This is a genomic window from Microbacterium sp. GQ128 (assembly GCF_059758615.1).
Genome location: NZ_JCAXDY010000002.1, coordinates 435,587 through 450,030 on the forward strand (window position 1 = coordinate 435,587; position 14,444 = coordinate 450,030).

Annotated in this window: 11 protein-coding genes; 7 read left to right on the plus strand and 4 right to left on the minus strand. The window is 69.4% G+C overall.

Annotated elements, in window-relative coordinates; all coding sequences use genetic code 11:
• Nucleotides 1–5 precede the first annotated feature (5 nt).
• The 3 genes from AC6CHX_RS08070 to AC6CHX_RS08080 all read right to left on the minus strand — a co-directional run bounded on the left by AC6CHX_RS08070 (nt 6) and on the right by AC6CHX_RS08080 (nt 4,475).
• Nucleotides 6–2,495: a glycoside hydrolase family 2 protein gene (locus tag AC6CHX_RS08070; RefSeq protein ID WP_498272376.1), complete on the minus strand. Its 2,490-nt coding sequence runs from the start codon at nt 2,493–2,495 to the stop codon at nt 6–8.
• A 248-nt stretch (nt 2,496–2,743) separates the two neighbouring features.
• The gene (locus AC6CHX_RS08075; RefSeq protein ID WP_498272377.1) at nt 2,744–3,862 is read right to left on the minus strand and encodes a hypothetical protein; all 1,119 of its coding nucleotides are present in this window, start codon (nt 3,860–3,862) and stop codon (nt 2,744–2,746) included.
• On the minus strand, nt 3,849–4,475 hold the full coding sequence (locus AC6CHX_RS08080) for an RNA polymerase sigma factor (RefSeq protein WP_498272378.1): 627 nt from the start codon (nt 4,473–4,475) through the stop codon (nt 3,849–3,851). Before AC6CHX_RS08080 ends, AC6CHX_RS08075 begins: the two co-directional genes overlap by 14 nt.
• 155 nt (nt 4,476–4,630) lie before the next feature.
• Here AC6CHX_RS08080 and AC6CHX_RS08085 point away from each other — a divergent pair, with 155 nt between their 5' ends.
• Nucleotides 4,631–5,230, plus strand: a complete 600-nt coding sequence (locus AC6CHX_RS08085; RefSeq protein WP_498272379.1) for a class I SAM-dependent methyltransferase — start codon at nt 4,631–4,633, stop codon at nt 5,228–5,230.
• A 143-nt stretch (nt 5,231–5,373) separates the two neighbouring features.
• Complete coding sequence (locus AC6CHX_RS08090) at nt 5,374–6,168, plus strand: SDR family NAD(P)-dependent oxidoreductase (RefSeq protein WP_498272380.1); 795 nt, start codon at nt 5,374–5,376, stop codon at nt 6,166–6,168.
• Nucleotides 6,169–6,193: 25 nt separating this feature from the next.
• Here AC6CHX_RS08090 and AC6CHX_RS08095 read toward each other — a convergent pair whose 3' ends face one another.
• Nucleotides 6,194–7,060: a helix-turn-helix transcriptional regulator gene (locus tag AC6CHX_RS08095; protein WP_498272381.1), complete on the minus strand. Its 867-nt coding sequence runs from the start codon at nt 7,058–7,060 to the stop codon at nt 6,194–6,196.
• A gap of 160 nt (nt 7,061–7,220) precedes the next feature.
• Between AC6CHX_RS08095 and AC6CHX_RS08100 the strand changes: the two genes are divergently transcribed.
• The 5 genes from AC6CHX_RS08100 to AC6CHX_RS08120 all read left to right on the plus strand — a co-directional run bounded on the left by AC6CHX_RS08100 (nt 7,221) and on the right by AC6CHX_RS08120 (nt 14,403).
• Nucleotides 7,221–8,156, plus strand: a complete 936-nt coding sequence (locus tag AC6CHX_RS08100; RefSeq protein WP_498272382.1) for a carbohydrate ABC transporter permease — start codon at nt 7,221–7,223, stop codon at nt 8,154–8,156.
• Nucleotides 8,153–8,977, plus strand: a complete 825-nt coding sequence (locus AC6CHX_RS08105; RefSeq protein WP_498272383.1) for a carbohydrate ABC transporter permease — start codon at nt 8,153–8,155, stop codon at nt 8,975–8,977. The genes AC6CHX_RS08100 and AC6CHX_RS08105 overlap by 4 nt, the downstream gene beginning before the upstream one ends.
• 50 nt (nt 8,978–9,027) lie before the next feature.
• Nucleotides 9,028–10,296, plus strand: a complete 1,269-nt coding sequence (locus AC6CHX_RS08110) for an ABC transporter substrate-binding protein (protein ID WP_498272384.1) — start codon at nt 9,028–9,030, stop codon at nt 10,294–10,296.
• Between the two features lie 68 nt (nt 10,297–10,364).
• The gene (locus tag AC6CHX_RS08115) at nt 10,365–12,893 is read left to right on the plus strand and encodes a family 78 glycoside hydrolase catalytic domain (protein ID WP_498272385.1); all 2,529 of its coding nucleotides are present in this window, start codon (nt 10,365–10,367) and stop codon (nt 12,891–12,893) included.
• A complete protein-coding gene (locus AC6CHX_RS08120; protein WP_498272386.1) occupies nt 12,886–14,403 on the plus strand; it encodes a hypothetical protein in 1,518 nt (505 codons plus the stop codon). Before AC6CHX_RS08115 ends, AC6CHX_RS08120 begins: the two co-directional genes overlap by 8 nt.
• Nucleotides 14,404–14,444: the final 41 nt, after the last annotated feature.

Here is a 14,444-nt window from a genome sequence, read left to right on the forward strand (position 1 = left end):
CGGCTTCAGTGCCCGCCGACCAACTGGTTGCCGGAGCGCGCGACCAGGGGATCGAGCACCGTGGCGGCGTCGAGCTCGGCGACGCCGTCGACGTGGAACACGGCGCGCTCGCCGGGCAGCAGCGTCACCAGGCCACGATCGACCCGGGCGTCAGGGGAGAGCCGGTCGACGAGCAGCGTGAGGTCGCGCACCAGTGCCCCCGCGGTGACGGTCACCAGGTGCCCGCGCCCGGTACTTTCGACCTCGGCGGTGAGGCCGGGTTCGGCGAGGGCGCTGTCACGGGGCTCGGCGAACCACCAGAGTCCGCGAATGCCGGATGCCTCGGCGACGATCAGCTCCGCGGCGACGTCGCCGGGCGAGGCGACGGCATCCGGAACCGGCACACGTGCCGACCCTCGCGGTTCGATCGAGACTGCCACCTCGGCGGAGGCGTGCACCGTGCCGTCGAAGCCGATCCGTCGCAGCGACAGGCTGCCCGACCAGGCGTCGTCGGTGTCGTTGTGCAGCACGGCCTCGAGGCCCTCGCCCGCGGGCTGCACGGTCACCACTCGGGGGTCGAAGGCGTTCTTGATGGCGAACAGCAGCGGCTTCTCGCGTCCGTCGCCGTCGATCGCCGCCCACGAGGTCACGGGCCAGCAGTCGTTCAGCTGCCACACGATCGCGCCCGCGTTGTGCGGGGCGAGCGAGCGGAACCAGTCGAGAGCGAAACCCACCGCATTCGCCTGATTGAGCTGCATCGCCCAGTGCCAGGTCTCGATGTCGTCGGGGATCGGGTAGTGCGCGACCAGTCCCGCGCCCAGCTTCGCGTTCCCGTCCGCCGCCTTCTGATGCACGATCATGCCGGGGGAGTCGGGGGTGATCGGGTCGTCCGAGATGGATCGCGTCAGCGTCGACCAGGTGGGCGGGCCCTGCCACCCGAACTCGGCGACGAAACGCGGGCGGTGGTCGCGGTAGGTCGGCCAGTCTCGGCGGTTCCACTGCTCCCACAGGTGCATGGTGCCGTGCGCCTCGGCGTTGGGGTGCGGTCCGGTCTGCTGACTCCCGTCCCACCCGGCGCCCGGGCTGAAGGGGCTTCCGGGAGCATACGGCACGTGCGGAGCGAGCTCGTCGATGATCGCGGGGAACTGCTCGTAGTAGTAGTGCGCGCCCCAGCTCTTGCCGTCGAGCAGGGTCTTCCAGCCCCAGTCCTCGTATCCCCAGGTGTTCTCGTTGTTGCCCGTGAGCAGAGCGAGTGAGGCGCGGTGGGCGAGGCGCGCGACGTTCTCGCGCGCTTCCGCCTCGATCTCACCACGCAGCGGATCCTCCTCCGCGTAGGCGGCGCACGCGAACAGGAAGTCCTGCCAGACCAGCAGGCCGAGTTCGTCGGCGAGATCGTAGAAGTCCTCGGACTCGTAGATCCCCCCGCCCCAGACGCGGATGAGGTTGAGGTTCGCGGTCTTCGCCTGCTCGAGTCTGGTGCGATACCGCGCGCGGTCGACGCGGCCCGGGAACGCGTCGTCCGGGATCCAGTTGACGCCCTTCACGTAGATCGGGCGGTCGTTCACGAACAGGGTGAACGGCGTGCCGGAGGCATCCGCCGTCGTGTCCCAGCGCAGGTCGCGGAAACCGACTCGTCTCGTCGTGGAGTCGAGAGTCGTGCCCTCGGAAAGGAGGGCGACCTCGACGTCGTAGAGCGGCTGGGCGCCATGGCCGGCGGGCCACCAGCGCTCGATGTCGCTCACCCGGACCTCGATCTCCGCCGACGTCTCCGAGGCGGCGATCGGAACCGTGCGGACCGTCCCGGCGACCTCGACCGTCAGGTCCAGCGGGAGTGCCGAGGCGCGTTCGATCTCGACGGCGACGCGCACCGTGCCATCCGTGCCGTCCGGCGTCGCATGGACGCGGACGTTTTGCAGACGGGCGTCCGACCAGGACTCCAGGCGCACCTCGCGCCAGATACCGCTCGAGTAGGTGGCGATGCCCCAGTCCCAGCCGAAGCTGCACGCCGACTTGCGCAGGGCGTTGAACGGCGAGGGGTAGGGGCGGGGGCGCGCACCCAGCGCCACGCTCTGCGCGTCGGCGTATCGGACGGGACTGCGGAACGCGACGGTGACCGTGTTGTCGCCCGTGCGGAGCAGCGCGGTCACATCCAGGCGATAGGAGCGATGCTGGTTGGCGACCTCGGCGACCACGTTCCCGTTCACCGTGACCGTGGCGACGGTGTCGAGACCGTCGAAGACGAGCTCGTGACGGTCGGCCGCCTGCTCCTCCGACTCGAGGACGAAGCTGCCCTCGTAGGTCCAGTCCACCAGGCCGATCCACGCCAGGGCGGACTCGTTGTCATCGAGGTACGGGTCGGGGATGAGGCCCGCCCGCAGCAGGTCGAGGTGCACCACACCCGGGACGACGGCGGGGATCCAGGCATCGGGCACCTGCGCGGGACCGGCGCTCGGGCGGACCCGCCAGCCGTCGGCGAGCGGACGGCGGATGAGAGGGAGGGGGGACGCGACGCTCACGGGACGGCTCCTGCTTCGAGGCCTCTGCGGTTCCCACTCTGGAAGGAGCATGAAGGCGACGGGGGTGGGGGATGACGACGGCTCCAGCTTCGCAGCTTCGTCGAGCGCGAGGGGGATTTGCGGCACGCGTCGGGTGAAGTCGTCGATCGCGCCGATGGTGTTGTGAGACCCGGGCTTTCGCCGCGAACGGCAACGTGCCCTCCTCGCCCGGCGTCGCCGGAGGAGGAGGGCACGAGGGAGCGGACGCGTCAGTCCGCAGGTGCAGTCGTGAAGGATGCGGAGAAGTCCGCGACGTCCTCCGGCAGGAACGGAGCCGTTCCGACCTCGACGAGCGGGTCGTCCTTCGTGTGGTTGCTCCACGGCGCCGGGAGCACGCGGAGCAGGACCTTCTCGATCTTGACGATGGCGCCCGCCTCGGGGTTGACCGTCAGCCGGAACCGGGCGTCGTCGGTCTCGTAGACGAGCACCTTGTCGGCCGCGGCCCCCTCTTCGACGGTGATCCCGTCGGCCAGCGCGAGCGCCTCGAGGAACGTCGCTCGGTACTCGGGGGATGCCGTCAGGATGGGCACCGAGTGCCCGAGCATGTTCAGCATGTGCTCGGCGACCGGTACGGCGAGCCGCTCCTCGATGCTGTCGTACAAGCCGTTCGTCTCGGGGTCACCGTCCTGGGGCATCTTCGCCGCCTCGGCCTTTTCCGCCGCGAGCTGCGACGCCATGCCGCTCTCCCAGGCGGCGAGGAACGCAGCCGGATCGGTGGGGAAATCGGCGGGTGAGACGGGAAGCGTCGCATCGCCCTCGCCCGGCTCGACTTCGGTCGACGTCGCAGGAGCAGCGCCGATCGGATACGCCGCGCCGTAGTACTCCGTCCACGCTTCCTCGATCTCCGCCTCGTCGCCGAACAGCTCCGCGGCATGGAGATCGGTGCGGCCGGTGAGCGAGTATGTGCCGTCGGTCGCGCTGAGATAGGTCGCGCTCGACTCGGTCACGACGGCAGCGGTCGCATCCGTCCTGAGGTTCCCGAACGGCAGGAACTTCTCGTTCGGACCGCCGATCATCCCCAGGTGGCGGGTCGTGATCGTCACTTCCATCGGCGCGGCGACGGCGGCGCGGATGGAAGCCGCGGTCTCGTTGAGGTAGGTCGACGCCGAGGCGGCCTGCGGCTGACTCACCACTCCCGGAGGGGCGAGTGCGGTGGCGGCGATCGCGACGGCGGCGACGGCGGTGCCCGCCAGTGACGCCGCGACGATCCGCCCGACGGGGCGTCGGCGTCGCGACCGGGCGATCTCCTGGTGGAGGGCGCGGCGAGGCGCCTGCGAAGACGCGGGATAGGTGGGCTTCATCTCGCGCACCGTGTCAAGGATGTCCATGGATGATCTCTTTCTCAGCAAGTCGGATGTGGGCGGTCGCGGGCCGGGGCTCGTGCGGAGCCTTCGGCGGTGGCGACGGCGGCGGTGCCGCGAGCTTGGTGCGGATGCGGCTCAGCCTCGATCGGACCGTGCCAACGGGGATTCGCAGCGCGGCGGCGATCTGCTCGTAGGTGAGGTCTCCCCACGCGTGCAGGAAGAGCACTTCCCGATCGCGCGCGGAGAGGGCCGCGATCCGGGGATAGAGGCGTTCGATCTCCCCGGCCGCGTCGAGCTGTGCAGACGACCGGTCGTGGTCGTCTGCGGCGACCGGCTCGCTCTGGGCCACGGACGCCTGAAGGGCACGCCAGTGCTGGGCCTGGGCGCGGCGGTGCTGACCGAGGACATTCGTCGCGATGCCCATCAGCCACGGCAGCGCCGATGGCCTGGACATGTCGAAGCGTTTTCGCCTCCGGAACGCGATCAGGAACGTCTCGCTCACGACGTCGTCTCTCGCCGCCGGTCCGACGCGGCGTGCGACGTAGCCGGAGACCGCGTCGATATGTCGTTCGAAGATCTCGGAGAATCGCTCCGCGGCGTCGAACGATTCGCGGATGATGTCGTTGTCGTTGCTCACACTGGTTATTCGTCTCCCGCCGACATCCGGTTCCATCCTGCCTCGGGATTGAGCGATGCGGCGCGACGACGACCACATCCGGGCAGTGGGTCGAGCATCCGAGCGGCCGCGGGCTAGCGTGGGGCTGACCCACGCCCGACGCCGCAGGAGGATCGATGAGCGAACGACGGATCCGCGAAGGCTATGCCGCACGGGCGACCGAGTACACCGAGCTCTTCGGCGACATCGCCCAGATGGATGCGGTGGACCGGGAGCGGATCGGGCGGTGGGCGGACGGCGTCGATGGGCGCATCCTCGATGCCGGTTGCGGCCCCGGGCACTGGACGGCGTTCCTCGCCGAACGAGGCAACGAGGTGGAGGGGATCGACCTCGTCCCCGACTTCGTCGGCACGGCCAGCGCCCGGTTTCCCCACGTCTCGTATCGCGTCGCATCGCTCGCCGAGTCCGGCATCGAACCTGGCTCTCTGGGTGGGATCCTCGCGTGGTACTCCCTGATCCATGCCTCTCCGGAGGAGCTTCCCGCCCTGCTCGCTGCGGCTCGGCTCGCGCTCCGCGATGGCGGTGGTCTGCTCGTCGGATTCTTCGACGGCCCCGACGGGGAGCCGTTCGCGCACGCCGTCACGACCGCACATTTCTGGTCGGTCGAGGGGATGTCCGGGCACCTGGAACGGGCCGGTTTCGCGGTCATCGACAGTGAGACCCGCGTGCAGGAGGGCAGGCGTCCGCACGCGTTGATCGGCGCGGTCGCGGTCTGAACCGCCTTCCCCCGCGCCGAGGAGCCGCGGCGGCTGTTCGGCGCCGATCCGCTTGCGCCGACGACCCTCCTCCCGGCTATGCTCGTGATTGCTATAGCAAAACGCGGTTCGCCCCAGCCGCCGCAGCGCCGAGAGGACACGTCATGACCGAATCCGCACGCAGCGTCGTGGTGACCGGCAGCGGAAAGGGCATCGGCCGCGCCATCGCCGAGCGACTCACCGCCGACGGATGGATCGTCGTGGGGTTGGAACGGTCTCCCGGGTCGGACACGCTCGAGGAGGGGATCGTGGCCGAGGTCGTGCTCGGCGACGCCTCCGACCGCGCCGTCCACCAGCGGGCCGCAGCGGCGGCGCTCGCGCGGGCGCCGCTGGCCGGGTGGGTGAACAACGCCGGCATCACGAAGCACACCCCGCTGCACGAGCTCGATGAGAGCGTGGTGCGCGAGATCCTCGACATCAACGGCTTCGGCTACATCTGGGGCTGCTCGACCGCGGTGTCGGCGTTCATCGATCAGGGCCTCCCGGGGGCGATCGTCAACGTCGGCTCGATTCACGGTCGCGCCAGTCACCCCGACCACGCGGCCTACGAGTTCACCAAGGGCGGCATCGACGCGCTGACCCGCAGCGTGGCGGTGAGCTACGGCCGCCTCGGCATCCGTGCCAATACGGTGGCCCCCGGCGGTGTCCGCACGCCCCACCTCGAAGCCAAGATCGCCGCAGCGCCCGACCCGGACGCCGAAGAGCGCGGGCTCGCCGAGGGCCCGCCGATGGGACGCATCGCCCGTGCCGAAGAGGTGGCCGCGGTGACCGCCTTCCTGCTCTCCGACGAAGCCCCCTACCTCAGCGGCGAGTCGATCGCGGTGGACGGCGCGTGGACGGCATCCTTCGGCGACGTCGCCGTCGACCCGGCGCTGGCCGCGCGGTTCGCACGAGGATGAGCGCCTGCGCGGTGGTGACGCGGGCTCAGCGGAGCATCGCGGTATCGTCCCGCTGGAAGCGGCTCCGATACTCGCTGGGAGTGAGGCCGTACAGCGCGCGGAAGCGGCGGCTCGCATAGTTCGCGTCGTCCCATCCGACAGCCTGGCCGACCTCGGAGACGCTTTTGTCGGTGAGAGCGAGCTGCGTCGCGGCCGCTTCGCCCCGTGCGCGTGTGAGCCACGCCATGGGGGAGATGCCGACATGCGTCTTGAACACCCGATGCACCACCGCCGGCGAGAAGTTGGCGACCCTGCTCAGGTCGGCGATGGTCCAGCGCGCGCTGAGATCGTCCTGCATGAGATTCATCATCGTGATGACCGAGCGCGCGATCGTGCTATCCGTCGCGGGCTGCGGCGAGAGCGCGAGAGTGCTGAAGGAGTCGAGCACGCAGGTCGCCAAGCCGATCAAGGTCGGAGCGTGGACGGTGCGCGAGTGCTGGGTGATCTGTTCGAGCCAACCCAGCACCCGCGCGCACGAATCCTCGTCGAACTCGCCGAGATTGGGCTCGCCGCCGAGAAGCGCACGCGCCAGATCGGGGTACTCGACGATCCACGAGAGCTCGCGGAGCAACAGCTCCGGGGCCAGGTAGAGGTTGAAGGTCCACAGCTCGTCGGTGTCACGATAGGCGTGCCAGGACCCCGGCCGGATGATGATGACCGAGCCGCGTTCGATGGGCACACGCCCCTCGCGCGTCACGTGCACCCCGGTTCCGCGCGACACCACCGCGATCTCGAGGTAGTCGTGCGTGTGCTCGGGGATGCCCCCCAGGGCGGGCACGTCGTTCGAGGCGATGGGGAGCGCGCCGGCGCGGAAGACCTCGTAGCGCTGGATGGAGGGGTAACGGACGACCACCCGCTCACACTGACACAGCGAACTGCATCGCGGAAGACACCTGCGAGGATCGTGCTAGTGACGAACAGCATCGTGCTGGCACCAACCCACGGGCGCCGGTCAGGATTGTGGATATCGCCCGCTTGACGACGACGCAAGAAGCTCAGGGAGCAGTACACGCATGTTCAATGCCGAACAGAAGACCGCACCAGCGGCGGGGAACGCCTTCGCTCCCGCTCGTCGACGGCGGTGGCGTGGGGCGCACGTGCCGCTCTGGTTCATCGTTCCGGCCCTCCTCCTCTACGCCTTCGTCACCCTCGTGCCCTCGGCGCGCGGCACCGTCTTCGCGTTCTCGGACTGGGACGGGATCAGCGCCGACTTCGACCTCATCGGCTTCGGCAACTTCGTCGAGGTGTTCACCGATCCCCTCGCGACAGCGGCCCTGGTCAACACGTTCGTGTTCGCCGCGGTCACGATGGTGCTGCAGAACGGGCTCGGCCTGCTGCTCGCTCTGGCGCTCAACACGGTCGTCAAGAGCGGTGGGCTGCTGCGCACGATCTTCTTCGCCCCGGTCGTGCTGACCCCGCTCGTGTGCGGATACATCTGGAGCTACCTCCTCGCGCCGACGGGCGGCGTCAACGCCCTTCTCGGAGCCCTCGGACTCGACTCGCTGCAGCAGAACTGGCTGGGGGATCCGCAGTTCGCGCTCGGCGCCGTCTGCGTCGCGTACCTGTGGCAGTTCACGGGCTTCTCGATGGTCATCTACCTCGCCGGTCTCAAGGCGCTGCCCTCCGAGGTCATCGAGGCCGCCGTGATCGACGGTGCGGGGCCCGTGCGCCGATTCTTCTCCGTCGTGCTCCCGCTCATCAACGGAGCGGTCGTCATCAACCTGCTCCTGACGCTCATCAACGGGCTGGCCCAGTTCGACCAGGTGTACGCGATGACGGGCGGGGGACCGGCTCGAGCCACGGAGACCATCTCGACGGTCGTGTACAAAGTCGGGTTCCAAGGAGGCGACGTGCCCTACGCCACCGCGCTCGCCACCGTGATGGCGATCGTCGTCGCGGTGCTCGCCACAGTCCAATACCGCCTCACATCGAAGCAGGTCGACCGATGATCAACCGCTACACGGGACGCACCCTCACGCTCGAGATCGCGCTGTGGGCGCTCGCGGCCATCTTCCTGCTGCCGCTCTTCGCGCTCGTCAACCTCTCGCTCAAGGCGCCGCACAACCCGACCGGGGCCTTCGTCATCTCGGGCCAGTACAGCGTCGAGAACTTCGGGCGCGCGTGGGAGGACGGCCACCTGGGGGCCGCTCTCATGAACAGCGCCGTCGTAGCCGTGGTCAGCATCGTGCTGGTGCTCGTGGCGGCCTCGCTCGCCGCCTATCCGCTGGCGCGCCTCGGTTCGCGCTGGTCGCGGGGGATGTTCTACCTCTTCATGATCGGCCTCGTGGTGCCCGCACAGCTCGGAGTGCTTCCCCTGTTCCTGAGCATCCGCGACCTCGGCCTCAACGGCAGCCTGCTCTCGGTGATCCTCGCCGGAGCCGGCAGCTCGATCCCGTTCGCCGTGTTCATCATCACCATGTTCCTTCGCGAGAGTCCGCGCGACTTCGAAGAGGCCGCGTCACTCGACGGATGCGGTCCGATCCGCACCTTCTGGCACATCGTGGTCCCCCTGCTGCGACCCGCGATCGGCACCGTCGCCATCCTCAACGTGATCTCGATCTGGAACAGCTTCTTCATCCCACTGCTGTTCCTCTCCGGAACCGGGAACGAGACGCTGCCCGTACGCATCAGCGGATTCGTGCGCACCTATCACGCCGACTGGCCGGCGGTCTTCGCCGCGCTCCTGATCTCAGCCGCCCCGATCCTGATCGCGTACTTCTTCCTGCAGAAGTACATCATCCAGGGATTCGCCGGCGGTCTGAAGGGCTGAACCCTCAGCCACCACCTGCCCCACCTGCCCCACTCGAGAGGAAAACCCGCATGTTACAACGCAGTGCACCCGCGGCTGTCGGCATCGTCGCCGTTCTGGCCCTCACCGCCTGCTCGACGTCAGACGAACCCGCGAACACGGGGTCGGCCGGCGATCAGAAGACGCTCACCATCGCCACCGACAACGTCGCTCCGCTGGAAGCGGTCGTCGAAGAGTTCGAAGCCGCCCACCCCGACATCACCGTCGAGATCCAGGACGGTGGCAGCGACTACCCCACCTTCCTTCGCACGGGTCTCGCCGCCGGCACCGCCGCCGACGTCATCCGCACCTTCCCCGGCGCCGGCAACGTCGTGAGCGTGGTTCCGCTGGACGAGGCCAGCCAGCTCGTCGACCTCGGCGGCTCCGACTGGGCGGGCGAGCTGTCGCCGACGCAGAACAACCTCTTCAGCAACGACGACAAGCTGCTGTCGGTGCCGATCGGCGCGCTCGGCCTCGGGCCCGTGTACAACGACCAGACGATGGAGGAGCTCGGCCTCGAGATTCCCGAGACCTACTCCGAGGTGCTCGACCTGTGCGCCGCCGCGAAGGACAACGGCAAGGTCGCGTACACGATGTTCCTCAAGGGTGGCAGCTCGATCCCGAGCTACGCCATGCTGGCGCCGCTGCTCTACGGCCCGAACCCCGACTTCACCGTCGAGCAGATCGCGGGCGACCAGTCCTTCGCCGACTCGGAGTGGGTCGACGCCTTCGCCATGCAGCAGGAGATGCTCGCCGCCGGATGCTTCAACGAGGGGCCGACCGGCACCGAGTGGAACGTCTCGTTCGAGCAGGTCGCCACCGGTCAGGCGCTCGCCACGTTCGCGTTCTCCGACACGACGTCGCTGGAAGACGTGGCACCGGAGGGCGCCACCTTCTCGATCGCCCCGTTCCCGGTCGACGACTCGGGTGACAACTACCTGGCCGCCGCCGACTCCTCGGGCTTCGGCATCAACGCCAAGTCCGACAATCAGGATGCCGCGAAGGTGTTCATCGACTTCCTCGCGACGGCGGATGCGCAGAACGCCTACGCGACCGCGTCGAAGGGGGCGCCCTCGCTCCCGAACGACTCCTTCACGCCGGACAGCCCGAACCAGGCGACGGTGCTCGAGTACGTGGTTTCGGGCAAGACGGCGACCTGGCCCGACCAGGGCTGGCCGGGAACGGCGACCCAGCTCGAGCTGAACGAGGTGAGTCAGACGGTCATCCTCGGCTCCGATTCGCCCGAGGCGGCGGCCGAACGACTCGACGCGGCCTTCGCCAAGGACCTCGCCGACAACTGAGCCCGTGTAGTGGCGGGCCGTGCCTGGCCCGCCACCACACGCTGACCCTCTTCACGGAGAACGAGCTGATGCCGAACACCTTTTCCCGCCTGCGCGTCAACGGACTCGAATCTCCGCTCGGGGTCGACTCGCCGTCGGTGCGTCTGAGCTGGAGCGCCGACCATCCGCTGCGACCCGACGACCTCATCGTCGTCGAACTCGACAGCGAGTCGGCCATCACGAAACCGCTCGTGCTGAGCGTCGATGCACGGTCGATCGTCCTGCCCCGACCGGCAGCCCGGCTCGCGCAGTGGCGGGTCGGAGTGCTGCGAGAGGGGCGAACCCTGTGGAGCGAGCTGCACGGCTTCACGACCGCCCCGGATCTCGAATCGACCGGGGCGCAGTGGGTCGCTCATCCCGAGGTGGCGCGTGCCCGCGCCGAGGGCGACGACCGCACGGTGTGGTTCGCCTTCGACATCGAGTCCCAGGCCTCCGACACCCGAGCGCTCCTTCACCTCGCAGCCCCCGGGGTGGTCGAGGTGCGTGTCGACGGGCGTCTGCTCGGCGACGGTCTGCTCGGCCCCGGGTACAGCGACCTGCGCACGGAGGCATCGGCGGCGACGCACGACCTCGGACCGCTCAGCCCCGGTGCGCACACGGTGACGATCGAGATGGCATCGGGGCCGTACTGGATCTCGGACGACCCCGCGCGCTATCGGAAGTTCGCAGCGCAGCATCAGGCTCCCCGGCTGCTCGCCGCGATCGAGCAGTTCGGAGCGCACCCGAGCATCACGACGACCGCGCCGGGTCGCACGCGCACCGGCCGCGGAGCGACACTCGCCGCGCACTGGTACGGCGGCGAGGACTACGACGCAGCCGCCCCCGAACCGTGGGAGCGCGGTCCAGGCACCCTCGCGGTCGCGGCCGACGGCACCTCCCCGAAGATCTGGTGGCCGGAGCATCCGCCCCTCGCCGTGGTCGAGACGCGGGAGCCGAGCGCCGCCTGGGAGGGGTCCCGCGGACGGGTCGTCGACTTCGGTGTCAACGTCGCCGGCGTGCCCGAGGTCCGGTGGCGGCCCGCCGCGGAGGACCGCGTCGTCGAACTGCGCCCCGCCGAGCTGATCAGCGACGACGGCGTCGACCAGGACAGCACGGGGACGCCGATCTTCGACAGCGTGCGCATACCCGCGGGAACAGCCGGTTCGTGGTCACCGCGGTTCGGCTATCACGGCTTCCGATACGTCGAGGTCCGAGGACCGAGCGCGGGGATCGACGTCTCGGCTCACGTCATCCGTGCCGCCAACGCGCGCGTCGGAGGGTTCACGAGCGGCGATCCGTTCCTCCAGCGCCTGCACGAGGTCATCGACCGGGCCGTGCAGGGGAACATGCACAGCGTCTTCACCGACTGCCCGCACCGCGAGAAGCTCGGCTGGCTGGAGCAGCTGCACTTCTGCTTCGATGCGATCGCCCGCGGCTACGACGTCGAAGCGCACCTGCGCGACATGCTGCATCATGCGCGAACGGCCCAGCTGCCCTCCGGCGCCATTCCGAACACGGTCCCCGAGTTCGTCGACTTCAGCGGGCACGCCTACCTCGACGACGACGATGCGTTCCGTTTCGACGTCAACTGGGGCGGCGTCATCGTGCACCTCCCCCTCGCGCACTACCGGGAGTACGGCGACCGGCGCGTGCTCGAAGACAACATCGCTGCCATGAAGGCGTACGTCGCCTATCTCGACAGCCGTCAGGTGGGCGGGCTGATCGACTTCGGCCTCGGCGACTGGATCGCGATCGACGCGTCGGCGCCCCGCGAACTCGTGGCCTCGCACGGGTACCTGCGCGTGCTCGAATCCGCCGCGGTCATCGCGGAGATCGTCGGCGATGAGGGGTGGGCGTCGGAGCTCCGGCGACAGGCGGGCTTCGTCCGGCACGCACTCCGGCGGTACGAGGCTCCCGACCCCGATGCCGGTCAGACCGAGCTCGTGATCCTCACCGACATCGCCGAGAAGCGCGGTGAACACGCGGCAGCCGACGCCATCTTCGCGGTGCTGCTCGAGCGCATCGCGGCTGACGGCGACGCCTTCACGGTCGGCGAGGTCACCTTCGCCCTGGTCGTGGAGCTGCTGCACCGTCGCGGACACGCCGAGCTCGTCCATCGCACGATCTCGCGCACCGACGTGCCCGGCTACGGCATGCAGCTCGCGCGCGGGGTGACCGCCCTCGCGGAGACCTGGTCGGCCGAGAGGCTGGCCGTCGGCGAGGGTTCCAACAACCACTTCATGCTCGGGATGATCGACCACTGGCTGCAGAGCGATGTCGCGGGTCTGCGTCAGGGGCCGACCTCCATCGCGTGGCGGTCGGCGGTGATCGCCCCGACGTTCCTCTCCGGAGTGCCCCGCGCCGCATCGGTCTATCACTCGGTGCGCGGCACCTACCGGGTGGCATGGCAGCGAGAGGGGCACAGCGTGCGCGTGGAGATCGAGGTTCCGATCGACGGACAGGCGAGGGTGATGATCCCCGGCGTCGCGCCGCATGACGTCGGTCCCGGCGTGCACGTGTACCTCACAGATGACACCGACATGGTCATGGCCGCGGCGGAGGTGGGGGCTCATGGTTGACGTGCGCCCCGGCACGCCGGCTTTCGTGTCGGCACTGGAGGAGGATCGCGCGCTCCGCGCTTCGGTGCACAGGCTGCTGCGCGACGACTACGAGGTGGCCGAAGTGATGCGGAGCACCCTCGAGGGCGACTGGCCGGGAGACCTCGCCGGGCGCCTGCTGCTCTCGCTCTCCCGGTATGCACGGGCCGGAATGCCGACCCTCGAGCGTGCGACGCAGCTGAACGAGGCGATGCTCGACGCGCTCACCCCGCGCGGGTATCTCGGCCCCGAGGTCGGAGAGACCAGCGATGAGCAGCAGATCGCCTGTCACGGGTGGGTCGCCGCGGGGCTGCTCCAGTTCTTCCACGTCACCGGAGACGACCGCTCCCGTCAGGCCGCGCTCCGGGTGATCGATGCCCTCATCGCCCCTGCTCTCCGGCGTCGCGACTACCCGTGGGCACGCGTCGTCCCCACGTACGGCGGCGCGCCATCGGGCACCGCCACCGAGGTGATCGACAGGTGGGCCGTCTCGAGCGACGTGTGGTGCGTGCTGCTGTCCTTGAACGCCCTCGTGCCGGCGGCTCTGCTCAGCGGGCGCTCCGACCTCGCCGAACTCATCGTCGAACTGACGCAGACCGTGAGCACCCTGGATGTCGTCACGCCCCAGGCCCAGCTGCACGCGGTGCTCGCCGCAGCCCGCAATCTCGCCGACTGGTCGGTCGCTACCGGCGACGCACAGGCCGCAGGCACCGCGGCCGCGCTCTACGACACGTATGCGCGCGAGGGACGCACGCTCAATCACGCCACCTTCAACTGGTTCGGCCGCCCCGACAGCTGGACGGAGCCGTGCGCGATCGTCGACTCGATCGGCGTCGCGGGATCCCTGCACGAGCTGACAGGCGATGGCCGGTACCGCGTGGACGCCGCCCGCATCGCGCACAACGGGCTGTCCTTCGCCGAGCGCCTCGACGGCAGCTTCGGCCTCGACACGGTCGCCACCCCGAGTGATCCGATCCTCGCGGCGATCGAACCCGATGCGCACTGGTGCTGCACGATCCGCGGGGCGATCGGGCTGCTCGAGGCTCGGGAGACCGCAGCCCGCCTGAGTGGCGAGGCGCTGGTGGTCACCGACCTCTACCCCGGAACACACCTGGTGCACACGGACGCCGGGGTGTGGCGCATCCGTCTGGAGACGCGCTATCCCGCAGACACGACGGTCGGCTTCACGGTCGTCGAAGCCCCGCAGGCGACCGCGGATCTCGAGATCCGGATCGCGATGGAAGATGTGCTCCGCACGGTGTCGCTCCCGCCGCGAGCCGGGGCGACAGCGGTCGTCGCACTCGACTTCTCGCCGCGTCGCGAGCACCTCGCGGGGGCGGACGTCGAACGGGTGGGGCCGGTCCTGCGCGTGCGGGACACCCTCGATCCGGATGGGCCGGCGCGGCCGCTCACCGACGTCGCGGGCACCTTCCCCGGAGTGGACGGCCCCCGCCTGATCCTCTCTCTCGACGTCGACGGGCGGCGTCGATAACAGCCGAACACCGGACCGGCACCGATGCCGGACGCTCAAAG